Origin of the sequence: Glycomyces sp. NPDC048151 (assembly GCF_043202775.1) — a bacterium.
Lineage (GTDB): Bacteria > Actinomycetota > Actinomycetes > Mycobacteriales > Micromonosporaceae > Glycomyces.
This window is the reverse complement of the sequence record NZ_JBIDBB010000005.1, coordinates 90,080-115,973: the sequence shown is the minus strand read 5'-3', so window position 1 is coordinate 115,973 and position 25,894 is coordinate 90,080. Positions and strand designations below refer to the sequence as shown.

Below are 25,894 nucleotides of genomic sequence, written 5' to 3'. Positions count from 1 at the left end.
GCGCTTGCATCAATGATGGCGCATCGGGGCAGTGATCGCTTCCCCCAGAGGTGTCCACAAGGGTGACGTTTCGCGGTGGGGTCCAGCGCACTTGCTCACCCGCACCTCCCGGCACAGGAACCGCCCGGGTCCGGGCGGTTCCTGTCGCCGGAGGGGTTCAGCAGCAGCGCGCCCCGGGGTGCGAGTCGCCACGGTCGGTGCGGCGGCGCTCGAACTCGCGCCGGGGCATCGCCGGTGCGTCCGGGTGGGTGCGGCGGTGCCGGTCCAGGTAGTGGCCGTACGCGGCCTCGCCGGTGAGTTCGCGCAGGTACCACCGGGCGAGGCCGAAGAGGCGGCGCACTGTCACGGCCGGTTCTCCGTGCTCTCGCCGCTGGAGGCGGCGCGACCGGCGGGGACGGGCAGTCGCGACTCGACGTACGGCGCCTCGGTCGAGGGCAGCGGCTCAGCAGAGCGGAGCGCGCGCCAGCACACGACGGCGGCGTTGGCGATGACGACCACGACCAGCAGCGCGAAGAACGCCGCGAGCACGCCGTCGACGGTCGAGTTGGTGACGACGGTCTGCATCTGGCCGAGGTCCTTGGCGGGGGCGAGCACTTCGCCGTTCGCGAGGGCCTCGGCGTACCGCTCGCGCTGGGCGAAGAACCCGATCCGCGGGTCGTCGGAGAAGACCTTCTGCCAGCTCGCGGTCAGCGTGACCACGGCGACCCAGGCGAGCGGCGCGGCCGTCACCCAGGCCCACCGCAGCCGCCCGCTCTTGACGAGCACGGTGGTCGCGACGGTGAGGGCGATGGCGGCGAGCAGCTGGTTGGCGATGCCGAAGAGCGGGAACAGCTGGTTGATGCCGCCGAGCGGGTCGCTGACCCCGGCGTAGAGGAAGTAGCCCCACGCGGCCACGACGACCGCGCTCGTCGCCCACAGGCCCGGCTTCCAGCCGACCCGGCCGAGCGGCTTCCAGACGTTGCCGAGGGTGTCCTGCAGCATGAACCGCCCGACGCGGGTGCCCGCGTCCACAGTGGTCAGGATGAAGAGCGCTTCGAACATGATCGCGAAGTGGTACCAGAAGGCCTTGAGGCCGTCGCCGCCGAAGGCCGAGGAGAGGATCTCCGACATGCCGACCGCGAGCGTCGGCGCGCCGCCGGTGCGGGCGACGAGGGACTCCTCCCCCACCGCGTCGGCGGCGGCCTGCAGGTCCTGCGGGGTGATGGTGAACCCGAGGTTCGCCACGGCCGTGGACGCGGACTCCACAGTGGTGCCGAGGACGCCCGCCGGGGCGTTCATGGCGTAGTACAGGCCGGGGTCGAGGATGCACGCGGCGATCAGGGCCATGACGGCGACGAACGACTCCATCAGCATGGAGCCGTAGCCGATCATCCGGACCTGCGACTCCTTCTGGATCATCTTGGGCGTGGTGCCCGAGGCGATGAGCGAGTGGAAGCCCGACAGCGCGCCACAGGCGATCGTGATGAACACGAACGGGAACAGCTCGCCCGAGAACACCGGGCCCATGCCGTTGAGCGCGAACTCGGAGACGGCGTCGGCCTGCAGCGTCGGGGCGACGACGAGCACGCCGACCGCGAGCAGCCCGATCGTGCCGATCTTCATGAAGGTCGACAGGTAGTCGCGCGGCGCCAGCAGCATCCACACCGGGAGCACCGCGGCGACGAAACCGTAGACGACGAGGCAGAACACGAGGGTCTGCGGGCTGAGCGTGAACGCGTCGGCCCACGACGAGGCCTGGACCCAGCCTCCGGCGACGATCGCGAGCAGCAGCAGCGCCAGGCCGATGAGGCTCGTCTCGATCACCCGGCCCGGCCGCAGCGTGCGCAGGTAGAAGCCCATGAGCAGTGCGATCGGGATGGTCATGGCGATCGAGAACGTGCCCCACGGCGAGGCGGCCAGCGCGTTGACGACGACGAGCGCGAGCACCGCGAGGATGATGATCATGATGGAGAAGACGCCGACGAGGGCGGCGGCCCCGCCGATCGGGCCGATCTCGTCGCGGGCGAGCTGGCCGAGGCTCTTGCCGTTGCGGCGCATGGAGATGAACAGGACGACCATGTCCTGGACGGCTCCGGCGAAGATGGCTCCGGCGATGATCCACATCGTTCCGGGGAGGTAGCCCATCTGGGCGGCGAGGACGGGTCCGACGAGGGGTCCGGCGCCCGCGATGGCGGCGAAGTGGTGGCCGAGGAGGACGCGGCGGTCGGTGGGCTGGAAGTCGACGCCGTCTTCGAGCCGTTCGGCGGGTGTGGCGCGGGTGTCGTCGACCTGCAGGACTTTGCGGGCGATGAACTTGGCGTAGAAGCGGTAGCCGATGGCGTAGGAGCCGAGTGCGGCGAGGACGAGCCAGAACGCGGAGATCTCTTCGCCTCTGGCGAGGGCGATGACGCCCCAGGCGGCGGCTCCGGCGATCGATATCGCGGTCCAGACGAGGACGGATCTCCAGTTGGGCCTTGTCCGTGGTGCTTCGGTGGTCATGTCGTCCTCCGAGTCTCGGGCGGGTGGGGCTGGAGTCGCCGGGTGGGGGGCGGCGACAACCTAGACATAGTTGAGCATCAATGTCTATTTCGACGATTGTGGCGCAACTCCGACCCGTGCACAAGATGAAGTGCGGACTTTGCGGGTGTCTAACCGACCCATAGGAACAGGACGGCGAGGCTCGCGGCGGCGCCCGCGAAGCAGGCGGCGGCGGTCTTCGTGCTCGGCGCGGCGGTGCCGGAGGTGTGGCCGCCGAGCATCGTCTCGAGCTGTTCGCGCAGTTCATCGTTGAACGCGAGGCCTGCGGCGAGGATGAGGGCCGAGGGCAGGGCGTATACGAGGGTGTAGCCGACGAGGACGGCGACTGCGGCGGGGGCGGCGATGTCGGCGTGGATGAGGCGTTCGACGGCGAGGACCATCGGGAAGGCGTTGGGGAGGTCGCCGAGGGTGGCGAGGACGCCGAACGGCAGTGCGCTCCAGGCGTTGACCCAGGGCGGCAGCGTGTAGCCCTTGCGTTCGCGCGGCCGGAGTCTGCGTACGCCCATGACGGCCAGTGCGACCGCGAGTCCGGCGAAGAGGGCGCGGCGCAGCCACAGGGTGAACCCTTCGAGGACCGAGTCGGCGAACGACATGCCGAAGTAGAAGGCCAGCGCGATGGCGAGGAAGGACGCGGCCGCGCCGAGCATGAACGCCCAGCCGGTCGGGGCGGGGCGCTTGGCGCCCAGCAGGATCACGATGACGATCCAGATGGTGGCGGCGTTGACCGAGTCGAGCAGCGCCAGGCCGGTGAGGCCCCACAGCAGTCCGCCGGTCACCGGGTGCCGTCCTCGTCGCGGCCCATGCGCTTCCCTCCCGGTGTGCGGCGCGGGGCCGCGGGTCGAGGGCGGCCGGCGCCGCCCGTGGGCACAGTACCTTCCATCGCGCGGCCGGGAGTTGTCGGCGGTGCCGGGGCTGTGGCATGCTTATCGAAACGAAAGCATTTCGTTTAGAGACGGAGGCGGCTTTGGAACGCAAGTCGCGGCTCTCGCCCGAGCGCGAGGCCGAGATCTTCGACGTGGTCGTGCGCCTGGTCAGGGAGCACGGCTACGAGAAGGTCACCACGCAGCAGATCGCGGCCGAGGCCCGGACCAGCACCGCGACGCTGTACCGGCACTGGGACGGCAAGCCGCGCCTGGTGGTGGAGGCGGTGCGCCACCGCCGCCCCGCGCCGCTCGAGGACGTCGACACCGGGAGCCTCCGCGGTGACCTCCTCGCCGGGGCGAGGGCGGTCATCGAGGCCGGGCCCGAGGACCACGACCTCATGTCCGGGCTGGCGAACGCGGCCCGCAAGGACCCCGAGCTCGACGAAGCGCAGCGGGAGATCCTGGTCGGGCCGATGCGCCGCGCCGTCGAGGCGGTGCTCGACCGGGCCGCCGAGCGCGGCGAGATCGCCGCCGACGCCCCCGCCCGCGAGTTCATCAACGAGCTGCTGTTCGCGTCCCTCATCGCCCACCGCGTCCATACCGGACAGTTTCCTGACGAGGCCTACGTCGGCCGCTTCATCGACACCGTCATCCTTCCCGCATTCGGAGTCCAGCACCCATGACCACCGCAACGGCCGAGAACCCGGCCGCCCCCGCCGCACCGGAGAGCGCGAAGCTCCCCTCCCACTTCGGGTGGATCTACGCCGCCCTCATGGTCACGATGCTGCTGTCCGCGCTGGACCAGACCATCGTCTCCACCGCGCTGCCGACCATCGTCGGCGAACTCGACGGCCTGTCGCACATGGCCTGGGTGACCACCGCGTACATCCTCGCGGCCACGATCGGCATGCCCGTCTACGGCAAGCTCGGCGACCTCATCGGACGCCGCAGGCTCTTCCTCGCCGCCCTCGCGGTCTTCGTCCTCGGCTCCGGGCTCGCCGGGTTCGCGCAGGACATGCCGCAGCTCATCGCCTTCCGCGCCCTCCAGGGCCTCGGCGGCGGCGGGCTCATGATCGTCTCCCAAGCGATCATCGCCGACCTCGTCCCGGTCAGGCAGCGGGCGAAGTTCATGGGCCCCATGGGCGCCGTGTTCGGCCTCGCCGCCGTCGCCGGGCCGCTGCTCGGCGGCTGGATCACCGACAACACCGACTGGCGCTGGGCGTTCTGGATCAACCTGCCCCTGGGCGTCGCCGCGCTCGCCATCTCGGCGGCCGCGATCAAGCTGCCGCACAAGCAGGTCAAGGTCAGGTTCGACTACCTCGGCACCGCGCTCATGGCCGTCGCCGTCACCAGCCTGATCCTGGTGTGCACGTGGGGCGGGACCGAGTACGACTGGACCTCCCCCACCATCCTGTGGCTCGGCGCGGTCACCGTCGCCGCCGCCGTGCTGTTCTGCGTCGTCGAGCGGCGCGCCGCCGAACCGCTCATCCCGCTGCGGATGCTCAAGAACCCGGTCTTCTCCATCGCGACCCTCATCGGCATGATCGCGATCGGCCTGGGCATGTTCGCCGTCGTCTCCTATATGCCCACGTATTTGCAGATGGTGTACGGGTACTCCGCGACCGAGTCCGGCCTGCTGCTCATCCCGATGGTCGTGGGCATGATGCTCACCGCGACCACGTCGGGCGCGCTGGTGTCGAAGCTCGGGCGCTACAAGGGGTTCGTGATCGCGGGCATGCTCGTCATGCCCGTCGGGATCTGGCTCATGTCCACTCTCGACCCGTCGTCGCCGGTGTGGGTGCTGTGCCTCTACATAGGGCTGCTCGGCGCGGGCATGGGCCTGGTCATGCAGAACCTCGTCCTCGCCGTCCAGAACGCGTTCCCGCAGAGCGAGGTCGGCACCGCGACCTCCTCGAACAACTTCTTCCGAGAGATCGGCGCGACCGTGGGCGTCGCGGTGGTCGGCGCGATCTTCACCAACCGCCTCACCGACGCCCTCGGGTCGATCGGCACCGACTTCGGCGGCGCCGGAGCCGAGTCGATCACGCCCGCGATCGTCCGCTCGCTCCCCGAAGCGCTGCGCGACCAGGTGATCGACGCGTACGCGGACTCGCTGCTGCCGATCTTCCTCGGCCTCGTCCCGGTGATCCTGGTCGGCACCGTCCTCGCGTTCGTCCTGCCGAACCGCAGGCTCCGCGACGACGCCGAGCACGCGCCGTCCCACTGACCGGTCGGCGGCGGGCCGGGGTCATTCCGGTCCGCCGCCCAGGAACCGCTCGATCACCAGCGTCGCCGCGCCTTTCGCGACCGCGTCGGGCCCGAGCCTGCCGGGCACGATCCGCGCCGTCTCGAAGGGCTGGTCGAGAGCGTAGGACCGCGCCGCGGCCGCGATGTCGTCCATGCGGCGCTCGGCGAGCATGAGCCCGGCCCAGCCGCCGATGACGATGAGTTCGGGGTTGAAGAGGTTGAGCAGGTCGGCGACGCCCGCGCCGAGGTACTCGACGGTCTCGTCGACGACGGTGCGCGCCGCCTCGGAAGGGTCGTCCAGCAGCCGGGCGAACGCCGCCTCCTCGTCGTCCTCCGCGACCGTGCCGCCGACGGCGCGGAAGCGGGCGAGCACGCCTTCGGCGCCGACGTACGCCTCCAGGCATCCCGGTGCGCCGCAACGGCAGCGGCGGCCCCGCACCTCCACGGTCGTGTGCCCCCACTCCCCGGCGCTGCTCGCCGAGCCGCGGTAGAGGCGCCCGTCGGTGACGATGCACGACCCGACGCCGGTGCCGATCAGGGCGATCACGGCGTTGTCCGCGCCGCGCCCGGCCCCGGACCACAGTTCGGCCTGACCCATCGTCATCGCGCCGTTGTCGACGTGGACGGGCAGGGGCGCCAGGCGCTCCATGAGGATCCGGCCGAGCGGGACCGCGTCCCAGCCGAAGGCCTTGGCGTGGATGACCCCGTCCGGCCCGTACTCCACGATGCCGGGCATGCCGACCCCGACGCCCAGGACCTGCGGGCCGTCGGACGCGGCGAGGACGGAGCGGACGCCCGCCACGATGTGCTCGACCACAGTGGAGGGGTCGTGGACGCCGGGGGCCAGCGGGTACTCGGCGCTGGCGAGCTCGCCCAGCTTGAGGTCGACCAGCTCGACCCGGACGTGGGTCTCGCCGACGTCGACGCCCACCGCGCGGGCGTGCCCGGGGTCGACGTCGAGGAGGATGTGCGGGCGCCCGCCGTCGGACTCGACCTTGCCGCCCTCGCGCAGGACCCCCTGCGCGAGGAGCTCGGCGGTCACGTTGCTGACCGAGGCGGTGCTGAGGCCGGTGGCCGGTCCCAGGTCGCGGCGGGTCAGCGGTCCGTCGAAATAGAGGGTCCGCAGCAGGCGCATCCTGTTGCCCTGCTTGAGGTCCCGGGTCGTCTTGTGCCGGGGTCGTTCCATCGCTCCACCAGTGGGTAGTTACGGGTCCGAGATCAGGCCGTTATGTCGAGGAGATTGACGGCGCGTTCCCGAATACTTAATCTAAGTCTTATAGGTAAGTCGTGTACAACGCATCGAGCTTACCTCCGGGCGGCTCGGGCGCATGCCCGTCCACCACCGTCCGTCCCTTCGACCACAGCCCTTCACATCCCTTCAGCACCGTCGGAGCCGCCGCAGGCTCCGATCGAGGAGCATCCCATGAGGACCAGATTCACCCCGCGCGGCCGCACCGCCGCGACCACCCGCGCGCTCGTCGTGGGCGCGTGCACCGCGCTGGCGGCCACCGCCTGCCTCGACGGGTCCGGCGCCGCCGCCGGACCCGTCGAGATCCGGTGGTTCGTCGGCATGGGCGTCGGCTCCGACGCCCCCACGATCCCCGCCCAGGAGCAGATCGTCGACGAGTTCAACGCGAGCCAGGACGAGATCGAGCTCGTCCTCGAGATCGTCGACGCCGACCAGGCCCCCGACATCCTCTCCACCCAGATCGCCACCGGCGACGCCCCGGACATCGTGGGGCCCATGGGCATCCGCGGCCGCTCCACCTTCCCCGGGGCCTGGCTCGACCTCACGCCGCTCATCGAGGAGAACGACTACGACCTCACCGACTTCGACCCCGCGCTCGTCGACTTCTACCAGATCGAGGACGAGGGCCAGATCGGCCTGCCGTTCGCGGTCTTCCCGTCGTTCATGTACGTCAACCTCGACCTCTTCGACGAGGCGGGACTCCCCTACCCGCCGCAGGAGTACGGCGCGCCGTACGTCGACGCGGAGGGCAACGAGCGCCCCTGGGACATCGCGACCCTGACCGACATCGCCATGCAGCTCACCGTCGACGGCGAAGGCAACGACGCCAACGACCCCGCGTTCAACCCCGACGACATCGTGCAGTTCGGGTTCGGCAACGTCTTCGCCGACATCCGCGCCCAGTCCACCCTGTTCGGCCCCGGCTCGCTCGTCAGCGAGTCCGGCGACGCCCAGATCCCGGAGCACTGGGCCGCCGCCCAGCAGTGGTACTACGACGGCATGTGGGAGCAGCACTTCATCCCCAACGGGCCCTACGGCGACTCCGACATGCTCAACGCGGGCTCGTGGTTCGAGTCCGGCAACCTCGCGCTCGGCTACTCGCACCTGTGGTACGCCACCTGCTGCATGGGCGGCTTCGAAGGCAACTGGAACACCGCCGCCGTCCCGGCCTACGACGGCGCGACCACCGCGAAGCTCCACGCCGACACCTTCTCCATCACCGCCGGCACCGAGCACCCCGACGAGGCGTTCGAGGTCCTCACCTACCTCCTCGGCGACGCAGCCGAGGCGCTGACGACCACCTACGGCGGCATGCCCGCCCGCATCAGCCTCCAGGACGGCTACTTCGACCGGGTCGGCGCCGAGAACTTCGAAGGCCAGGAGATCGACTGGGACGTCGCCGTCGAGGGCATGTCCTACGTGGACAACCCCTCGCACGAGGGCGGCATGCCGAACTTCCTCGAGGCCGAAGCGGTCATCGCCGAGTACGGGACCAGGTTCAGCCAGGAGGAGGGGCTCGACATCCCGGCCGAGCTCGAAGCGCTCAGGACCGAACTCCAGGCCGTCTTCGACGCCGCGTGACCCTTCCCGCCCGATCCTCCTGACCGGTCGGGCGGGAGCGCCCCGCGCGCCCCGCCCGACCGCCCCTTCCGAAAGGACGCCAATGTCCGACCTCACCGAAGCGGTGCTGTCCGTCCGGCGCCGCCCGCGCGCGCCGAAGCGCCCGCCGACCTCCATGCAGCGGCGCGAGGCCCGCTGGGGCTACGCCTTCATCTCCCCGTGGCTCATCGGCTTCGTCCTGTTCTGGACGATCCCCATCGCCGCCTCGCTCGTGTTCTCCACCCTCGACTTCAAGCTCACCGCGCCCGACGAGACCGCGTTCGTGGGCCTGGGCAACTGGGAGCGGGCGCTGTCCGACCCCGACACCTGGACCTCGCTGCTCGTCACGCTGCGGTTCACCCTCGTGTTCCTGCCCGTGAGCCTCGTCGTCTCCCTCGCGCTGGCGCTGCTGCTCAACTCCTCGCACCTCAAGGGCCGCAACTTCTTCCGGCTCATGTTCTACGCGCCGTCGATGATCCCGCTCGTCGCCGGGATCCTCATCTGGCAGCAAGTGCTCAACCCGCAGACCGGCTGGCTCAACCGGCTCATCGACCTCACCGGCGTCCAGGCCTCCGGCACCTCCGGCATGCGCTGGCTCGACAACCCGGTGCTCGTGCTGTTCGCGTTCAGCTTCATCGGCCTGTGGGGCGTCGGCAACGCCATGATGATCAACCTCGCAGGGCTGCAAGGCATCCCGACGCAGCTGTACGAGGCCGCCGCCATCGACGGCGCGGGCTGGTGGCGCAGGCTCACCAGCATCACCCTCCCGCTGCTGTCGCCGGTCATGTTCTACAACCTCGTCATCGGCTCGGTCCTGGTCATGCAGTACTTCGTGGTGCCGTGGGTCCTGTTCGGCGCCTCGGGCCACCCGGACGGGGCCAGCCGCTTCCTGCTCGTCCACTTCTACGAGGAGGCGTTCGTGTTCGGGAACATGGGCTACGGCGCGGCCCTGGCCTGGTTCATCTTCCTCGTCGTCGGCGCCCTGACCGCCCTGCTGTTCAGCACCGCCCGACACTGGGTCCACTACGGAACGGAGCGGTCATGACCGTCGACAGCCCCACCCGCGAGACCGACGCCGCGACCGCCCGGCGCCGCCGCCGCATCCTCCTCGCCGGGTGCACGACACTCGGCGCGTTCCTGCTCGTCATGGTGTTCCTCATGCCGCTCGGCTACGGCGCCGTCACCTCCCTCAAGGACAAGGACCAGGTCGCCGACGCCGACAGCCCGGTCCTGCCGGTCACCGCTGTCACCTTCGAATACGAAGGCGAGGAGCACGACGTGTACGCCGTGCCCATGCCCGACGGCTCCACGCGCGAACTCGCCCTGCTCGAACCGGGCCGCGAGTCCAGCGTCTTCATCGACCCCGCCGACACCGCCGCGGGCCCGGTCGAATGGGAGGGCCGCTGGCGCACCCTCGAACCCGTGCGCGGGTTCGACCCGCAGTGGGAGAACTACAGCGAGGCGTGGACGACCATCGACTTCCTGCGGCTCACCGGCTGGACCCTGTTCTACGCGCTCACCACGATGATCGCCACCGTCGTCTCCTCGGCGGTCGTCGCCTACGGCTTCGCCCGGTTCCGCTTCCCCGGCCGCGGGCTCCTGTTCGGGCTCCTGCTCGCCACCATCCTGCTGCCGCCCGCCGTCACGCTCGTGCCAAAGTACGCGGTGTTCCTCCAGATGGGATGGGTCGGCACCTACCTGCCGCTTATCGTGCCGCAGTTCTTCGCCAGCGCGTTCAACGTGTTCCTGCTGCGCCAGTACTTCCTGACGATCCCGCGCGAACTGGAGGAGGCCGCCCGCATGGACGGCGCGGGCCCGATCCGGACCTTCGTGCGGGTCATCATCCCGCAGTCGGTGCCCGCGCTCACGGCCGTCAGCCTCTTCCACTTCTTCTACGCCTGGAACGACTTCTTCGAGCCGCTGCTCTACCTCGCCGGCAACCGCGACATCGTGCCGATCGGCGTGGGCCTCAGCTACTTCAACGGCGTGTACAACGCCGAGCCGCAGCTGATCCTCGCCGCCGCGCTGCTCGCCCTGATCCTCCCGATGCTCATCTTCCTGGCGGCGCAGCGCGTCTTCGTCCAGGGGATCGTCGTGTCCGGAGTGGACAAATGAACCGACCGCACAAGGAGCCCGCCACCATGACCGACGCCAGCCCGTTCCCGAAGGACTTCCTCTGGGGCGCTTCCACGGCGGCCTACCAGATCGAGGGGTCCGCCGACGCGGACGGCCGCCTGCCGTCCATCTGGGACACCTTCTCGGCGACGCCGGGGAAGACCCGCGACGGCGACACCGGCAACGAGGCCTGCGACCACTACCGGCGCTGGCGCGAGGACTTCGCGATCGCCGAGGGCATCGGCCTGCGGGCGTACCGGATGTCGGTCTCGTGGGCGCGGCTCCAGCCGACCGGGCGCGGGGAGCTCAACCCGAAGGCGGTCGCGTTCTACCGGGAGCAGTTGGAGGACTTGCGCTCGCGCGGCATCAGGCCGTTCGTGACGCTGTACCACTGGGACCTGCCGCAGGTCCTGGAGGACGAGGGCGGGTGGCCGGAGCGGGCCACGGCCCTCATGTTCGCCGACTACGCCGCGCGCACCGCCGAGGCCCTGGGCGACCTGGTCGAGGACTGGATCCCGGTCAACGAGGCCTGGTGCGCGGCGTTCCTCGGGTACGCCGACGGGGTCCACGCCCCCGGCCGCACGGACCTCGCGGCGGCGCTGCGCGCGGCCCACCACCTCAACCTCGGGCACGGCCTGGCGGTCAAGGCGATCCGGGAGCGGCAGCCCGAGGCGCGCGTGGGCTCGGCGGTGATCCTCACCGACATCGAGGCGGCGAGCGACAGTCCGGAGGACGCGGCCGCGGCGCGGCTGGCGGACGGCTCGGGCAACCGGCTGTTCCTGGACCCGCTGTTCAAGGGGTCCTATCCGGAGGACGTGGTGGCGCACTACGGCCCGACCGGGGCGTTCGCGGCCGTCGAGCCGGGAGACATGGAGACGATCGCCGCGCCGCTGGACTTCGTGGGGGTCAACCACTACCACCACTTCCGGGTCGCGGCCGACGACGCGGACGCGCGCATGGGGGCGAGCAACCTCCCGGCACAGGGTCCGCTCACGAGCTTCGGCTGGGAGATCACGCCGGACAGCCTGCGGCGGATCCTGGAGCGGGTGCACGCCGAGTACACCGACCTGCCGGTCTACGTCACCGAGAGCGGCGCCTCGTTCGACGACGAGGTCGGCCCTGACGGCACGGTCGACGACCAGGCGCGCGTGGACTACCTGGACGGCTACTTCCGCGCGGCGGGCGCGGCCGTCGAGAAGGGCGTCGACCTGCGCGGCTACTTCGTCTGGTCGCTCGTCGACAACTTCGAATGGGGCGAGGGCTACTCGAAGCGGTTCGGGCTGGTCCACATCGACTACCGGACGCAGCGGCGCACCTTGAAGCGCAGCGCCGACTGGTACCGCGGCGTCATCGCTTCCAACGGCGCGGACCTTCACTGGGACTGACCGGGGAACAGGAGCGGGCCGGGGCCCGGCGGCAGGTCGTGCCGCCGGGCCCCGGCTCGTGTTCGCGCCGCGGCCGCTAGGAGGCGGTACCGGTCACGGTGGTGCCGTTCTTGGTGACGGTGTAGTCGACCGAGTCGCCGCCCCAGAAGTGGTACGTGATCGTGACGGGCTCGCCGTCCCGGATCGCGTTGACGAACGAGGTCGGGACGGTGATCGTGCCGCCGTTGTAGTTCGGCAGCCAGCTCACGTTGGACTCCTGGTACGGGGTCCAGGAGGCGGGTCCGGCGTTGGAGCCGTCCGCGTAGTGGGCCTCCATCTGCTCGATGCGGTCGCCCTTGAACTGGGTCGGGATGACGAGCGAGTTCGTCCCGGTCGCGTCCGAGAGCACGGGCTGGTCGAAGGTGATGATGTTGATGCGCCACGGGACGCCCGCGGAGAAGCGGGCCTCGACGGTGGCGTTGGTGCCGTAGGCGCGGTCGCCCGCGAGGCGGGTGAGGGTCGCGGCCTTGAACGTGAGCGTGTCGCCCGAGAGCGTGTAGTCGGTGCCCTCGACCAGCTGCGTGTCACCGTGCCACAGGCCCTCGAACTCCAGGCCGTTCAGGTTGAGCGTCTGCGACACGTCGCCGATGGTCCCGGCCTTCTCCAGGTAGATCCGGTCGAACGAGGTCGAACCCGAGCGGGTGGTCCAGCTGGAGGAGATCCGATCCTGGAGGTACTGGTCGTGCCACTGGAGGGTGTTGCGGTTGAGGAACTGGATCGCGTCCCAGATCATCGTCGTGAAGTGGTACTGACGGGCCTGGAACTGCAGGTCCTCGAAGAACTTCAGCATCTCCCCGTACTCGACCACCTCGGGACCGGTGACGCCGTAGTTCAGGATCGCCCACTCGCCCACGATGACCGGGATGCCGTTCGCAGTGAAGGTGTCGTGCGTCCGCTGGAAGGCGCCCGCGAGGTCCGCCTGGGACACTTCCTCGTAGGTCGGGTACCCGGCGACGTTCACCGAGAACGGCCAGAACCCGTAGTAGTGGATCGTCGCGGCGACCATGTCGTCGTTCAGGCTGTCGATCATGGCCTTGAGCGGGTCGAGGCGCTCCTGCGCGGCGTTGGTGTTCAGCGTCGGCAGGACCAGGAGCCGGTCGGCGTTGCCGCCGCCGGAGCCGCGGACGATGTCGTAGAAGGCGCGGTTGAGCTCTTCGTTGTAGGGGTCGCCCGCGTCGCCCTCCTTGCCCACGAACTGCGGCTCGTTGTTGCTCTCGAACGACAGCCCTTCAGGGTAGTCCTTGAACCGCTCGGCGATCTGCGTCCACATCGCCTCGAACTTGGCCATGACGTTGTCGTGGTCGTTCGGCAGCTCGTCGAGCCACATCCACGAGTCGTGGTGGAGGTTGATCATGACCTGCAGGTCGTTCTCCAGGGCCCAGTCGACGACCTGCGCGACGCGCTCCATGCGCTCGGGCGCGATCGTGTAGTCCGGACCCGGGCCGGTGAACTCGTCCCAGGTCACGGGAAGCCGGATCGAGTTGTAGCCCTCGGCTTTGTAGGTCTGGAGCAGTTCCTCGGTGATCATCGGGTTGCCCCAGGCGGTCTCGCCGCCCAGCGCGTCGAGCGTGTTGCCGATGTTCGTGCTCGGCTCCATGGCCGCGACCTGGTCCACGGCGTTGTCCCACTCGGCGGGTCCGCCCGTGGGCGTCTCGGTGGGCTCGCCGGTGGTGCCGTCGCACAGGCGCCCGTTGAGCTTGAACCCGGTCGGGTCGGTGTTCTCGCCGGACCAGGAGCCGGTGAAGCCGAAGGCGGTCGAGTCGCCGGTGGCGATGCGCTTGTTGTAGCCGTAGCTCTCGGCCGTCGCGGTCTCGCCTGAGGCGGTGTGCTTCGCGTTCCACATGCTCGTGACGCGCTGGCCGTCGGGCCAGGTCCACTCGAGGCTCCAGCCGTCGACCGGCTCGCCGAGGTTGGTGACCTCGACCTCGGCGATGAACCCGCCGGGCCATTCGCCTGTGACCTCGTAGTCGACTTCGCAGCCTTGGGCCGCTTGGGCGCCGACCGCGCCGAGGAGGCCCGCCGTGAGGGCGGTGACGGCGGCTCCGGCCAGCACGCCGAGGCGCAGCCGTCGCCGGTGCGCGGTGGATGGACTCATGGGAGGACTCCTGTCAGGGGAGGCGGTTTCGTGGCGGGCCCGGTTTCTAAGCGCATAGATAGATGCGCGTCCATGGCCCGTGAAGCACCGTAAGCCAAGATCCTCATCTTTGTCAATACATGAAACTAAGTGAGCATGAACTGCACCGACAATTCAGGACATTCGACTGCGGATCGACAAGCGGCATAAGCCGATCGGCGGCGGTCGCGGTGTCGACCGCCGCCGGAGGCGACTGCTCGAGCCGGTTTGGTTGCCGGCACTTACAAAGGAGTTCAGACGGTCCAGTGCTGGCTCGTGCCGGTGCCGCACGTGGACTGCTGCAGGCGGACGCCGTTGGCGGTGCCGCCGCCGACGAGGTCGAGGCACTTGCCGGAGTGGCGGGCGACGAGCTGGACGTAGCCGCCCGCGTCGCGCTGCTGCCACTGCTGGTTCGTACCGCTGCCGCACGTCCACAGGATCGCCCTCGCGCCGTCGGCGGTGGAAGCGCCGCTGATGTCGAGGCACTTTCCCGAAGCGGCGGAGACGATCTGGACGTAGCCGCCGCCCGCGTCGCGCAGGGTCCACTGCTGATTGGCGCGACCGTGGCAGTCGTACTGGATGATCTCGGCCCCGTCCGCGGTTGAGCCGCTGACGACGTCGACGCATCTGCCGGACAGGCGGTTCACGATGTCGGTGGTCTGGCCGCCGCCGATCGCGTCGCCCCAAGCGTGCCGGATCCGGTCGGCCCCTGAGGGGTTGCGGACCGTGAGGTCGATGGCGGTGCCGGAGCCGCTCGCGGCGAACATGGAGTACCAGTCGTACCCGATCGTGCCGGGCTTGCCGCCGATCGCGGGCCAGTAGGTCGAGCCCATGCGCTGCTCGCGGGCCACGTCGGTGACGGCCCGGAGGTAGCGCACGAAGTTGTCGGTGCTGGCGGCGTTCGCGTAGTCGCGCCCGTCGTTCATCGGCGCGCCGAACTCGGTGAGGACCGAGCGCGGGCCGCACGTGCCGAGCTGGTCGCGGACGCTCTGCACCCACCCGGCGTAGTCCTTGGTGCCATAGAAGAACTGGTAGTGGTGGAAGGACACGAGGGTGCCGTCGAGGCGGGAGTCGGCGCAGATCGGCTTCGCGTCCTGGCTGTAGCCGGTGCCGCCGATGAGGATGCGGCCCTTCGGGACCGAGGGCCGGGCGCTGATCCACGAGGCCGCGACGTTCGTCCACTCGCTCGCGCTGTAGCCGTGGGGCTCGTTCATCGGCTCGAAGTAGACGAGGCTGTTGGAGCCGTACTGGGAGGTCACGGTGTTCCACATGGTGTTGAACGCCGTCATGTTCGTGATGCGCCCGCCTGAGGCCGCGCCGTCCTCCCAGTAGGCGAGGATGACCTTGAAGCCGCGGGCGGTGGCGGCGTCGATGGTGCCGCGGTAGGCGTTCCACCAGGTCGTGCCCACGGTGTGGGTGTTGACGGGGAGCCGGACGGTGTTGGCGCCCATGGTCGCGGCCATGTCGGCGTAGATCGCGTCGGCCTTCGCGCGGACGGTGTCGTAGCTGTCGGACTGGCTCAGCCGGTCCAGGACGAGGGGGCCTTCGACGAAGTTGTCCCCCAGCACGGCCCAGTTGAAGCCGCGGAACTGGCTCGTGTCGGCCGCCGCGGGCGATGCACCCGTGAGGACGGCGACCGGTACGAGGACCAGCGCGGACAGCAGGCTGAGGAGGAGGCCGTGGAGGCGGCGCGGTCGAGGCGGAGAAAGGTTCATGCGGGGCCGTTTCTCGTGCGGCGCAAGGAGCCGTGAGGGTGCGGTGTGTGCGCGATCACATCCGCCCAAAGTATGGCACCGCGCCCCATCCCCGTCAAGGATCGATGAATGTCAATTTCTTATGGCAGGGCGGTGATCTCCAGGACGAGGGCCTCGCCGGGGGCGAGCAGCGGGAGCTGGACGCCGACGGCGGCGAGCACCGAGCCGGGCAGGCGCAGGCCGTCCTCCGCGAGCCACGGCGGGGGCTGCTCGTCGAGGCCGCGCGGCACCGGCAGCTCGGCCACGGGCGCGACCCGGTAGCGCGTGCCGGGCTCCAGGCCCGGGACGCGCAGCGCCGTGCCGAGGGCACGGTCTCCGGTGGCGTGCCTGGCGACCCGCACCACCGCATGGCGGAGGTCGTCGGACACGACGGCGGTCGCGGTCGCGCCGCCGTCGCCGGTGTCGAGGTGGCTCATCGCGCCACTGTGGAGGAGGCCGCGCAGGCGCCGGTAGCAGGCGACGGCGTCGCGCAGCCGGCCGAGTTCGGCCGGGGTGCACGCGGTGACGTCCCATTCGATCCCGAAGGAGCCGAACAGCGCGGTCGCCACCCGGAAGTCGAGGCTCGCGGCCCGATGGGTGGTGTGCGCGGTCGGCGGGCCGATGTGGGAGCCGATGAGTTCGAGCGGCAACAGCAGCTCGGTCCAGCGCTGGATCGCTAGGCGCTCAATGGGGTCGTTCGTGTCCGAGGCCCACACCCGGTCGGTGCGCTCGAGGACGCCGAGGTCGACGCGGGCGCCGCCGGAGGCGCACGACTCGATCTCCAGCGCCGGGTGGCGCTCGCGGAGGCGGTCGAGGAGCCGGTAGACGGCGGCGGTGTGCTTGTGGACGTTCGCGCGCCCGTCGTGGACGGCCTCGATGAGGTCGCGGTTCTGGTCCCACTTGATGTAGTCGAGGCCGTATTCGGCGACGAGCGCGGAGATCGACTCGAGCAGGTGGTCGAACGCCTCGGCCCGGGTCAGGTCGAGCGCGTGCTGGCCGCGCCACGCTCTGGTCGCGGGCGGCTGGAGCAGCCATTCGGGATGCGCGCGGGCGAGGTCGGAGTCCGGGTTGACCATCTCCGGCTCGAACCACAGGCCGAACTGCATGCCGAGGGAGCGGACGGTGCGCACGATCGGGTGCAGGCCCTCGGGCCAGACCCCGGTGTCGACGGTCCAGTCGCCGAGCCCGGCGGTGTCGTCGCGTCGGCCCCGGAACCAGCCGTCGTCGAGCACGAACCGCTCGACGCCGATGTCGGCGGCGGTGCGTGCGAGCGCTTCCAACCGGTCGAGGTCGTGCTTGAAGTAGACGGCCTCCCAGGTGTTGAGGACGACTGGGCGGGGTTCGCGCGGGTGCGCGGGCCGGGCGCGCAGCGAGCGGTGGAAGCGGTCGCCGAGGCCGTCGAGCCCCCGGTCGCTCCAGACGAACACGGCGTCGGGAGTGCGGAACGACTCGCCCGGGGCGAGTTCGATCTCGCCGGGGCGCAGCAGCGGCCCGGCGCCGAGGAGGGTCCGGGCCTCGGGGAGGGCGTCGTGGCGGTAGACGGCGTCCCCGCTCCAGCCGAGGTGCACCGCCCACACTTCGCCTGCGGCGCTGTCGAAGCCGGGGGTGCCGAGGACGAGGGCGAACGGGGAGTCGTGGCCGGTGCGCCCGCGCCGGGTCTCCCGGACGCGGCTGCCCTGGGCGAGCGGGCCGCGCTGGGGGACGCGTTCGCGGGTCCAGCGGCCGGTGAAGTCGAGGACCTCGGCGGCGCGGTCGTCGACGGGCAGCACGGGTTCGAGTGAGGCGAGGGAGAGCGGCTCCGCCGCGGTGTTGACGATCTCGTGGGCGATGCGCAGGACGCCGCTGTCGTCGAGGCGCAGTTCGCTGTGCAGCAGCAGGCCGGGGGCCTCGGCGCGGACGTGGAGCGTCCTGGTCTCGGCGTCGGCCTCGAAGCCCGCGTCGGCGACTCTCCACTCTGGATATTGGGCTTGCCCGGCGCGGTGCGCGGCGAAGCCGGGGCGGCCCTCCCAGCCGTCGTGCTCGCCCGGCACGAGGGTGAGGGGCCAGGGGGCGTCGAGCGCGCTGGGCGAGACGGGGCGGACGCGGGCGAGCCGCAGCTGCTCGAAGTCGCCGGGGCCGAGGTCGCCGAGGTCGCGGCCCCAGTGCAGCACTTCGGGGAGCCCGCGCTCGGGCAGGTGCACGACGACGGAGACGCCTGCGGCCCAGAGCATCCGGGTCTTCCCGTCGCTCTCGGGGTCGTGCGGGACAGCCTGGCGCGGAGCCGGGGCGCGCCGGAGCGGCGGGGGTTCGGCGACAGTGCTCGATTCAGACATGCGGACTCCTCGATGGACCGGCTGGGGCCGCCCAAGTATCGACAAGTCGCCATTGTTTGTCAACTCATGAAACTAAGCGTTTCAGAACCGGAGGTGGTCCCGGATGGCGAGCACGGCCCCGGCCCGCGCCCATTCGGCGAACTCGAACGGCTGGATGTCGAGGGCGACCGGGGCCTCGTCGGGGCCGCGGAGCATCGCGATCGCGGCGTCGATCTCGTCGCGGGCCAGCTCGGTCACCGCGATGCCGTCGCCGGTGATGACGATCTTCTCGGGGTCGAGGGTGTTCGCTAGCATCCCCGACAGGACCCCGAGCGCGTGCCCGGCGTCGCGGAAGGCCTGCCTGGCGGCGGGGTCGCCGCCCCGCGCGAGCTCGAGGACGTTCGCGTAGTCGAGCCCGGGGGTGCGCAGCGCGGCGACGATCGCCGCGTTCGGCAGGTACGCGGCCACGCAGCCGCGGTGGCCGCGCTCGCACCGCGGGCCGCCCGGGTCGACCGGCAGGTGTTCGACGTTCCCGGCCCGGCCGCTGGCGCCCGTGACGACCTTGCCGTCGACGACGACACCGACCCCGACGCCGGCGCCGACGGTGACCAGGACCATCGACTCGTATCCGGCGCCGACCCCGAACCAGTGCTCGGCCGCGGTCAGGGCGCGGACGTCGTTCTCGGTCGCGACGGGCACGCCGACCAGTTCGCCCACGAGGTCGGCCAGGGGCACCTCGCCCCAGCCGAGGAACGGCGACTGCAGCACGGTCTGGCGGTCGCCCTTGGCCACGACGTCCCCGGCGAGGCCGATGCCGACCGCGGCGATTCCGGGGTGCTCGGCGGCGAGGCGCTCGTACACGCCCGCGATCTGCGCGACGGCGTCCTCGACCGACCGCGAGGCGAGGGGCTCGTCGTACTCGGCGAGCGCCTGCGCGGCGAGGTCGGTGACGACGGCGAAGAGCCGCTCGCCGGTGAGCTTGACGCCGAGGAACCGGCGGCCCTCGGGCCGGATGCGCAGGACCTCGCTGGGCCTGCCGGTGGCGCCGCGCAGCTCGAGCGGTCCTTCGGCGACCAGGCCCTGCTCGATGAGCGTGCGCGTGACGCGGGTGAGGCTCGCGCGCGACATGCCGAGCTCCCGGGCTATCTCCGCGCGGGACTTCGGCCCGTGGACCAGCAGCTCCCGCAGAGTGCTGCGCTCCAGGCCGCTCAGCGGGGCCGCCGTCGGTGTCTGCTCCATTGCGATCTCCTCGGTTTGTTCAAAGCCAACGATATCCAAGCAACATTCATCTGATCTTTCCGCCCGAATGTCGCCTTCTTGACCGTTTGCAGCTCGCCAATTGAAAACAAGTTCGTTTCATTCGTTGACAAACTTGAGTCCGTCTGCGTACGGTACATCGCACCAGGTCAGGCATCCACATACCTCGATACGCCCGATCTGTGTAGCTCCTTATCCCTTCGCGACAACGAGGTTCAGCGACATGACCACTCCCTCAGACCGGGCGCCCTTCAAGCGCCGCTCCCTGTTCAAGGCCGCGGGACTCGGGGCCGCGGGGGCCGCGGGCCTCCCGGTCGTCGCCGCCTGCTCCGACATCCAGGGCAGCACCGGCTCCACGCAGACCAGCGAGGGCTTCGACTTCCTGCCCACGCACGAGGACTGGCCGCTCCCGGTCCAGCCCGACCTGGTCGGCGAACCGCCGCACCACCCGTCGGCCTTCACCTCGTACCCCGCGCCGGTCCAGGCCATCGCGGACGTGCCCTCCGGCAGCGGCGCCTACGAGATCACCATCCCGTGCTGGGGCACCCCTCCCGCGCAGGACGACCCGTACTTCGCGAAGTGCGCCGAAGCCTGGGGCGGCACCAAGGTCACGATCCGCCAAGGCGACGGCATGACCTACGGCGACACGGCGGTCCAGTGGGTCAAGGCCGACGAGTACGGCGACGGCATCCAGCTGTTCAACTACATGACCGGCTCCTTCGCCAACTTCCAGGAGACCGTGGTCAACTCCTTCTACGACCTCACCGAGATCGTGCAGGGCGACATCGCCGACCGCTGGCCGCTCCTCGCCGCCCTCCCGTCCGAGTCCTGGGGCCAGGCGGTCTGGTCCAAGGACCCGAACGACCCCGACACCGCTGGCATCTACGCCATCCCCATGACCTACAGCGGCGGCCAGGGCAACGGCATCCTCGCCCGCACCGACCTCCTGGAGGCCGAGGGCCTGGCGATGCCGACCACGGTCGAAGAGCTCCTCGAGGTCTCCCGCGCCTGGACCACCGACTCCCGGTGGGCCTTCGTGGGCCTCGACTGGTTCATCGGCCAGTGGTTCGACCTCGGCGGCATCGACGGCTGGAACTGGGACCCCGAGCAGAAGAAGATGGTCAACAACATCGAGCGGCCCGAGTTCACCGAGCTCATGGAGTTCCGCCGCACACTCTGGGACGAGGGGCTCATCCACCCCGACGCCCCGACCGGGACCCTCGACGCCGCCGCGATGCAGGAGGCCGGCCAGGTCATGTTCACTCAGGACAACCTGGTCCGCTGGAACGACTACAACCTCAAGGTCAGGAGGGGCGAGGCCGAAGGCGCGGTCGCCCCGCTCCCGCCGCTGGCCGCGAAGGGCCGCACGCCCATGGTGGCGGTGTCCGCCGGGATCGGCGGCTGGACCTTCCTCAACAAGAACCTCTCCAAGGAGCAGGTCGAGGAGATCCTGGACGTCGCCAACTGGTGCGCCGCCCCGTACGGCACCACTGAGTACCAGCTGCTCCAGTACGGCGTCGAAGGCGAGCACTTCGAGATCGACGCTACCGGCAACCCCTCCTACATCGGGGCGGGCCCCGAGGTCGTCCAGGGCCCGGTGAACTACAAGGCGTTCGCCCAGGTCGACACGTTCCTCACCGGCGACCCGGACATGGTCGCCGCCCGCTTCGAGTACAACGCCTCGATCCAGGAGTACATCGTGGAGCCCCCGTTCAAGGGCATCCGCATCGAGGCCCCCGCCGCCGCGAAGGCCGCCGGCACCACGCTGTGGGACCAGCAGTCGGACATCGCCTACGGGCGCGCCGACCTCTCCTCCATCCCGGAGATGGTCGAGACGTACTTCAAGAACGGCGGCGAAGAGGCCCGCAAGCACTACACCGACGCGTACCTGGCCGTCTACGGCGACGAGTAGCGCACCCCGGTCGGGCGGCCCCCCGCGGCCGCCCGACCGCCGCCCGTACCGGAACTACACGACTGGAATCTGAAGCGATGGCAACTCTCCAGAGCACCGCACCACCGGAAGCAGGCGAGGCTTCCCGCCCACCGGTGGTCAGGCGCAAACGCACGGTGGCGCAGCGGCTCCGGCACGACTGGCCGCTGCTGGTGCTGGCGCTGCCGGTGGTCGCCCACCTGCTGGTGTTCCACTACTGGCCCTCGGCCTGGAACATCATCGCGTTCATGGACTACAGCCCCTACCGGCCGTTCTGGGAGAACCCGTTCGTCGGCTTCGCGTGGTTCGAGCGGCTGTTCAACGACCCCTACTTCACGCCCGCGCTGCTCAACACCCTCAAGTTCGCGGCGTTGAACCTGCTGTGCATGTTCCCGCTCTCGGTCGTCCTGGCCCTGGCGATGAACTCGATCATCTCCCTCAAGATCCGCTCGACGTTCCAGTCGGTGGTCTACCTGCCCCACTTCTTCTCCTGGGTGCTGGTCGTGACCGTGTTCGTCCAGGTCCTCGGCGCGGACGGCCTGGTCTCGAACTGGCTCATGGACGGCGGCGGCGAGCGGCTGAACTTCACCTCCAACCCCGACAGCTTCCTGTTCCTGGTCTGGCTGCAGTGGGCCTGGAAGGACGCGGGCTGGGGCATGATCATCTTCCTCGCCGCGCTCGCCTCGATCAACCCGAGCCTGTACGAGGCGGCGGCCTCCGACGGCGCGGGACGCTGGCGCCGCATGTGGCACATCACCCTCCCGGGCATCCGGCCGGTCATCATCCTGCTGCTCATCCTCCAGATCGGCGGCATCCTCTCCGTCGGCTTCGAGCAGTACCAGCTCCAACGCCAGGCCGTGGGCTACCAGGCGACCGAAGTGCTCGACACGTACGTCTACTACCAGTCGATCGTCGGCAACCAGGGCGAGTCGTTCGGCACCGCCGCGGGCCTGTTCAAGGGCGTCATCGGACTGATCCTCATCCTCGTCGCCAACAACATCGCGCACCGCCTCGGAGAGCAAGGGATCTACCAGAAGTCATGACCGCCATCGCATTGAAACCCAAGCGCCGCAACAAGAACCGTCCCATCTGGGACGAGGAGCCCTCGGTCGCCGGCAAAGCGGTCAAGGCCCTGTTCCTCATCTGCTACGCCGCCGCGATCATCCTGCCGATCTGGGCGGTCGTCGCCACCAGCTTCGCCAGCGAGGACGCCCTCAACCGCGCCGGTGGCAGCCTCCTGATCCTGCCCACCGACGTGTCGGCGCAGGCCTACCGCGAGATCTTCTCCGGCGGCGCGCTCACCGACTCGCTCGTGCTCACCCTGACCCTGACCTTCGTCGGCACCGCCATCAGCCTGGTCCTCACCATCTGCGGCGCCTACGCGCTCTCGCGGACCGGCTCGCTCCTGCACCGCCCGATCCTGTGGCTCATCCTGCTCACGTTCCTGTTCGGACCGGGCATGTACCCCTCGTTCCTGGTCGTGCAGAAACTGGGCCTGTTCAACTCCTACTGGTCCCTCATCCTGCCCGGCGCGGTCGGCACGTTCAACATCATCATCCTGCGCGCGTTCTTCATGAACTCGATCCCCGGGGAGCTGCTGGACGCGGCCCGCATCGACGGCGCGGGCGAGTTCCGCATCCTCCTCACGATCGTGCTGCCGATGTCCAAGGCGATCCTCGCCGTCATCGCCCTGTTCTACGCCGTCGGCTACTGGAACATGTACTTCCAGGCCGTGCTCTACACGCCGGGTCTGGAGACCCAGCCGATCCAGGTCGTGCTGCAGCGCATGCTCATGTCCACCCAGGGCCTGCCCGAAGGCGCCCAGGCGACCGCCCAGTACCAGGCCCGAGGCGAGGCCGCGCCCACCGCGGCACTCAAGATGGCCGTCGTCGTCTGCACGATCATCCCGATCGTGATCATGTACCCCTTCATCCAGAAGCACTTCACGAAGGCCGTCATCACCGGCGCCGTGAAGGGATAGACCCGCGGCTGTGAGGGTCCGCGGGGGAAGGGCGTCCGGACTTTTGCCGGGCCCGGACGCCCGTTACCCCTACTCCCCCATCGCATTGACGCAGATTCCCCCAATCAACGCAAGGAGAAGCACGTGCGACGACGCACATTCGCCGCCACCGCAGGCGCGGCCGTGGTCGGGGCAGGCGCCCTGTCCGTCCCCCTCATCGCCGGAGCCGAAGAGCGCGACCGGCAGGGCGGCGACGCCTACACCTGGAAGAACGCCGTCATCAACGGCGGCGGCTTCGTCCCCGGGATCGTCTTCAACGAGACCGAGGCGGACCTGATCTACGCGCGCACCGACATCGGCGGCTGCTACCGCTGGCAGGAGGACACCCGCACCTGGAAGCCGCTGCTCGACTGGGTCGGGCGCGACAAGTGGGGCTACTCGGGCGTGGTCTCGATGGCCACCGACCCGGTGGACACGAACCGCGTCTACGCCGCCGTCGGCACCTACACGATCGACTGGGACCCCAACAACGGCGCGGTCCTCTACTCCGACGACAAGGGCGAGTCCTGGGGCGTCGCCGAGCTGCCGTTCAAGCAGGGCGGCAACATGCCCGGCCGCGGCATGGGCGAGCGCCTCGCGGTGAACCCCGCCGACAACGCCGAGGTCTACCTGGGCACGCCCTCCGGCAACGGCCTGTGGCGTTCCAAGGACTACGGCCGGACGTGGGCGAAGGTCGAGGAGTTCCCGAACCCCGGCGACTTCGTCATCGACCCGAACAACCCCACCCAGGCCGACAACCAGGGCGTCGTCTGGATCGACTTCGACCAGATCGGCGGCAAGATCTATGTGGGCGTGGCCGACCCGGCCGATCCGCTGTACGTCTCCGAGGACGGCGGCCAGACCTGGCAGCCCGTCCCCGGCGCGGCCGAGATCCTCGGCTCGGCCGACGGCAACCGCACCTTCCCCCAGCAGTCCGCTGTGGACGACACCAACGGCTACCTGTACATGGTGACCGGCTACGACCCCGGCCCGTACAACGGCGCGCCCGCCTCCGGCGACGGCGGCAAGATCGTGCGGCTCGCGACCCAGACCGGCGAGTGGACCGACGTCACCCCCACGTACAACCCCCGCGGGGTGATCCCCGGCTTCGGCGGGATCACCGTCGACCGCCAGAACCCCGGCACTCTCATGGCGGCCACGCGGAACAACTGGTGGCCCGACGAAATCCTCTACCGCTCCACCGACTCCGGCGCGACCTGGTCGCTCAGCTGGGACTACGCCGAAGGCCAGGACCGCCACGACCGGTTCGACATGGACAAGTCCGGCAGTCCGTGGCTGTCGTGGAACGGCGAGGACTCCGGGCCCGCGTACGCGGTCAAGCACGGCTGGATGATCGACGCGCTCGCGATCGACCCGCACGACTCGGGCCGCGTCATGTGGGGCACCGGCGCGACCATCTGGGGCACTGAGGAACTGACCCGATGGGACTCGCAGGGCGAGCTCATCGGCGAGGAGGACGGCCAGCGCGTGCCGCTGCCGGTCGAGAAGTTCACCGTCGGCGTCCGCGCCGAAGGCGTGGAGGAGTGCGCGGTCCTCGACCTCGCCGCGATCGGCGGGACCCTCGTCTCGGCCGTCGGCGATGTCGGCGGGTTCGTGCACACCGACCTCGGCCGGGCCGAGCCGATGATCGACACCGGCTGGTCGACCGGCACCAGCGTCGACTTCGCGCAGTCGAAGCCGGACATCGTCGTCGGCACGGGCAACGTGCACGGCAACGAGAAGGGGCACGTCGGCGTCTCGACCGATCGGGGCAAGACCTGGAAGAACGCCGCGCGTGTCGAGGGCGTGCCGGGCGACGGCAACGGCGGCTCCGTCGCGGTCACCGCCGACGGGGCCGTGATCCTGTGGACGCCGGGCGGGAACCAGGTGGCCCCGGTCTACAGCACGGACCTGGGCGAGACGTGGGTCCCGGTGGAGGGGCTCCCGGTCGGCGCGAAGATCCGCTCCGACCGCGTCACGGCCTCGGTCTTGTACGCGTTCTCTGGCGGGAAGTTCTACCGCAGCGCCGACGGCGGCAAGACCTTCGCCGACACGGGCGCGACGGGCCTGCCCTCCGGGGCCGTCGAGGACTTCCGGGCCGTCCCGGGCCGCAAGAACCACGTCTGGCTCGCCGGGCGCGGGGACGACAAGGAAGGTATTCCGGGCGGCATGTGGCAGTCCAAGGACGGCGGCACGACCTGGAAGCGGATCAAGGCGTTCGAGACCGCTGACTCGGTCGGCTTCGGCAAGGCCCCCAAGAAGAACGGCTATCCGACGATCTACACGTCGGCGCTGAAGGACGGCAAGGCCGCGATCTACCGCTCGACCGACGGCGGCGTCCGCTGGCGCCGCATCAACGACGACGAGCACCAGTGGGCCTACTCCGGCTCCGCGATCACCGGCGACCCGCAGATCTACGGCCGCGTGTACCTGACGACCAACGGCCGTGGCATCATCTACGGCGACATCGCCGCCTAGCAGCGAAGCGCCGCCCCGCACCACGCGGGGCGGCGCTTCGGTACCCGCTCCGATTTTCCCTGTACGCAAGGAGAGCACC

Annotated in this window: 18 protein-coding genes; 10 read left to right on the top strand and 8 right to left on the bottom strand. The window is 70.0% G+C overall.

The window, feature by feature from the left end:
* Window positions 1-157 precede the first annotated feature (157 nt).
* The 3 genes from ACGGCP_RS13205 to ACGGCP_RS13195 all read right to left on the bottom strand — a co-directional run bounded on the left by ACGGCP_RS13205 (window position 158) and on the right by ACGGCP_RS13195 (window position 3,293).
* Window positions 158-346, bottom strand: a complete 189-nt coding sequence (locus ACGGCP_RS13205) for a YbdD/YjiX family protein (RefSeq protein WP_392965335.1) — start codon at window positions 344-346, stop codon at window positions 158-160.
* Complete coding sequence (locus tag ACGGCP_RS13200; protein WP_392965333.1) at window positions 343-2,478, bottom strand: carbon starvation CstA family protein; 2,136 nt, start codon at window positions 2,476-2,478, stop codon at window positions 343-345. Before ACGGCP_RS13200 ends, ACGGCP_RS13205 begins: the two co-directional genes overlap by 4 nt.
* Window positions 2,479-2,627: 149 nt before the next feature.
* Window positions 2,628-3,293 (bottom strand): GAP family protein, encoded by a 666-nt coding sequence (locus ACGGCP_RS13195; protein ID WP_392965330.1) that lies wholly within the window; start codon window positions 3,291-3,293, stop codon window positions 2,628-2,630.
* Between the two features lie 188 nt (window positions 3,294-3,481).
* Here ACGGCP_RS13195 and ACGGCP_RS13190 point away from each other — a divergent pair, with 188 nt between their 5' ends.
* Both ACGGCP_RS13190 and ACGGCP_RS13185 read left to right on the top strand, forming a co-directional pair.
* Complete coding sequence (locus tag ACGGCP_RS13190) at window positions 3,482-4,063, top strand: TetR/AcrR family transcriptional regulator (protein ID WP_392965328.1); 582 nt, start codon at window positions 3,482-3,484, stop codon at window positions 4,061-4,063.
* Entirely contained in the window at window positions 4,060-5,607 is a 1,548-nt protein-coding gene (locus ACGGCP_RS13185; RefSeq protein ID WP_392965325.1) for an MDR family MFS transporter, read from the top strand. Before ACGGCP_RS13190 ends, ACGGCP_RS13185 begins: the two co-directional genes overlap by 4 nt.
* Window positions 5,608-5,628: 21 nt before the next feature.
* Here the strand turns inward: ACGGCP_RS13185 and ACGGCP_RS13180 are convergent, their stop codons facing one another.
* The gene (locus ACGGCP_RS13180; RefSeq protein WP_392965323.1) at window positions 5,629-6,813 is read right to left on the bottom strand and encodes an ROK family protein; all 1,185 of its coding nucleotides are present in this window, start codon (window positions 6,811-6,813) and stop codon (window positions 5,629-5,631) included.
* 237 nt (window positions 6,814-7,050) lie between these two features.
* Here ACGGCP_RS13180 and ACGGCP_RS13175 point away from each other — a divergent pair, with 237 nt between their 5' ends.
* From ACGGCP_RS13175 to ACGGCP_RS13160, 4 genes are all read left to right on the top strand, one after another.
* Window positions 7,051-8,457, top strand: a complete 1,407-nt coding sequence (locus ACGGCP_RS13175; RefSeq protein WP_392965320.1) for an ABC transporter substrate-binding protein — start codon at window positions 7,051-7,053, stop codon at window positions 8,455-8,457.
* Window positions 8,458-8,539: 82 nt separating this feature from the next.
* Window positions 8,540-9,520 carry a carbohydrate ABC transporter permease gene (locus tag ACGGCP_RS13170; RefSeq protein WP_392965317.1) on the top strand — a complete coding sequence of 327 codons (981 nt, stop codon included), beginning with the start codon at window positions 8,540-8,542 and terminating at the stop codon, window positions 9,518-9,520.
* A complete protein-coding gene (locus ACGGCP_RS13165; protein WP_392965314.1) occupies window positions 9,517-10,590 on the top strand; it encodes a carbohydrate ABC transporter permease in 1,074 nt (357 codons plus the stop codon). The genes ACGGCP_RS13170 and ACGGCP_RS13165 overlap by 4 nt, the downstream gene beginning before the upstream one ends.
* 26 nt (window positions 10,591-10,616) lie before the next feature.
* A complete protein-coding gene (locus tag ACGGCP_RS13160) occupies window positions 10,617-11,975 on the top strand; it encodes a GH1 family beta-glucosidase (RefSeq protein ID WP_392965312.1) in 1,359 nt (452 codons plus the stop codon).
* Window positions 11,976-12,051: 76 nt separating this feature from the next.
* On the opposite strand, the gene ACGGCP_RS13155 is transcribed toward ACGGCP_RS13160, so the two are convergent.
* The 4 genes from ACGGCP_RS13155 to ACGGCP_RS13140 all read right to left on the bottom strand — a co-directional run bounded on the left by ACGGCP_RS13155 (window position 12,052) and on the right by ACGGCP_RS13140 (window position 19,390).
* Entirely contained in the window at window positions 12,052-14,109 is a 2,058-nt protein-coding gene (locus ACGGCP_RS13155) for a cellulase family glycosylhydrolase (RefSeq protein WP_392965310.1), read from the bottom strand.
* Window positions 14,110-14,381: 272 nt separating this feature from the next.
* Complete coding sequence (locus ACGGCP_RS13150; protein WP_392965307.1) at window positions 14,382-15,842, bottom strand: RICIN domain-containing protein; 1,461 nt, start codon at window positions 15,840-15,842, stop codon at window positions 14,382-14,384.
* Between the two features lie 119 nt (window positions 15,843-15,961).
* Entirely contained in the window at window positions 15,962-18,070 is a 2,109-nt protein-coding gene (locus ACGGCP_RS13145) for an alpha-galactosidase (RefSeq protein WP_392966300.1), read from the bottom strand.
* Window positions 18,071-18,253: 183 nt separating this feature from the next.
* A complete protein-coding gene (locus ACGGCP_RS13140) occupies window positions 18,254-19,390 on the bottom strand; it encodes an ROK family protein (RefSeq protein ID WP_392965305.1) in 1,137 nt (378 codons plus the stop codon).
* Window positions 19,391-19,631: 241 nt separating this feature from the next.
* Between ACGGCP_RS13140 and ACGGCP_RS13135 the strand changes: the two genes are divergently transcribed.
* The 4 genes from ACGGCP_RS13135 to ACGGCP_RS13120 all read left to right on the top strand — a co-directional run bounded on the left by ACGGCP_RS13135 (window position 19,632) and on the right by ACGGCP_RS13120 (window position 25,815).
* A complete protein-coding gene (locus tag ACGGCP_RS13135; protein WP_392965303.1) occupies window positions 19,632-21,320 on the top strand; it encodes a hypothetical protein in 1,689 nt (562 codons plus the stop codon).
* A gap of 77 nt (window positions 21,321-21,397) precedes the next feature.
* Window positions 21,398-22,381 carry an ABC transporter permease gene (locus tag ACGGCP_RS13130; RefSeq protein ID WP_392965300.1) on the top strand — a complete coding sequence of 328 codons (984 nt, stop codon included), beginning with the start codon at window positions 21,398-21,400 and terminating at the stop codon, window positions 22,379-22,381.
* Window positions 22,378-23,319: a carbohydrate ABC transporter permease gene (locus ACGGCP_RS13125; protein ID WP_392965298.1), complete on the top strand. Its 942-nt coding sequence runs from the start codon at window positions 22,378-22,380 to the stop codon at window positions 23,317-23,319. The genes ACGGCP_RS13130 and ACGGCP_RS13125 overlap by 4 nt, the downstream gene beginning before the upstream one ends.
* 123 nt (window positions 23,320-23,442) lie before the next feature.
* Window positions 23,443-25,815: a xyloglucanase gene (locus ACGGCP_RS13120; protein WP_392965296.1), complete on the top strand. Its 2,373-nt coding sequence runs from the start codon at window positions 23,443-23,445 to the stop codon at window positions 25,813-25,815.
* Window positions 25,816-25,894: the final 79 nt, after the last annotated feature.

Excerpts from the sequence above, each read along its gene's own strand:
- ACGGCP_RS13150 (WP_392965307.1), bottom strand. The coding sequence starts at position 15,842 with ATGAACCTTTCTCCGCCTCGACCGCGCCGCCTCCACGGCCTCCTCCTC.
- ACGGCP_RS13140 (WP_392965305.1), bottom strand. The coding sequence starts at position 19,390 with ATGGAGCAGACACCGACGGCGGCCCCGCTGAGCGGCCTGGAGCGCAGC.
- ACGGCP_RS13135 (WP_392965303.1), top strand. The coding sequence starts at position 19,632 with ATGACCACTCCCTCAGACCGGGCGCCCTTCAAGCGCCGCTCCCTGTTC.
- ACGGCP_RS13170 (WP_392965317.1), top strand. The coding sequence starts at position 8,540 with ATGTCCGACCTCACCGAAGCGGTGCTGTCCGTCCGGCGCCGCCCGCGC.
- ACGGCP_RS13160 (WP_392965312.1), top strand. The coding sequence starts at position 10,617 with ATGACCGACGCCAGCCCGTTCCCGAAGGACTTCCTCTGGGGCGCTTCC.
- ACGGCP_RS13180 (WP_392965323.1), bottom strand. The coding sequence starts at position 6,813 with ATGGAACGACCCCGGCACAAGACGACCCGGGACCTCAAGCAGGGCAAC.
- ACGGCP_RS13145 (WP_392966300.1), bottom strand. The coding sequence starts at position 18,070 with ATGCTCTGGGCCGCAGGCGTCTCCGTCGTCGTGCACCTGCCCGAGCGC.
- ACGGCP_RS13165 (WP_392965314.1), top strand. The coding sequence starts at position 9,517 with ATGACCGTCGACAGCCCCACCCGCGAGACCGACGCCGCGACCGCCCGG.
- ACGGCP_RS13155 (WP_392965310.1), bottom strand. The coding sequence starts at position 14,109 with ATGAGTCCATCCACCGCGCACCGGCGACGGCTGCGCCTCGGCGTGCTG.
- ACGGCP_RS13125 (WP_392965298.1), top strand. The coding sequence starts at position 22,378 with ATGACCGCCATCGCATTGAAACCCAAGCGCCGCAACAAGAACCGTCCC.
- ACGGCP_RS13175 (WP_392965320.1), top strand. The coding sequence starts at position 7,051 with ATGAGGACCAGATTCACCCCGCGCGGCCGCACCGCCGCGACCACCCGC.
- ACGGCP_RS13200 (WP_392965333.1), bottom strand. The coding sequence starts at position 2,478 with ATGACCACCGAAGCACCACGGACAAGGCCCAACTGGAGATCCGTCCTC.
- ACGGCP_RS13185 (WP_392965325.1), top strand. The coding sequence starts at position 4,060 with ATGACCACCGCAACGGCCGAGAACCCGGCCGCCCCCGCCGCACCGGAG.
- ACGGCP_RS13130 (WP_392965300.1), top strand. The coding sequence starts at position 21,398 with ATGGCAACTCTCCAGAGCACCGCACCACCGGAAGCAGGCGAGGCTTCC.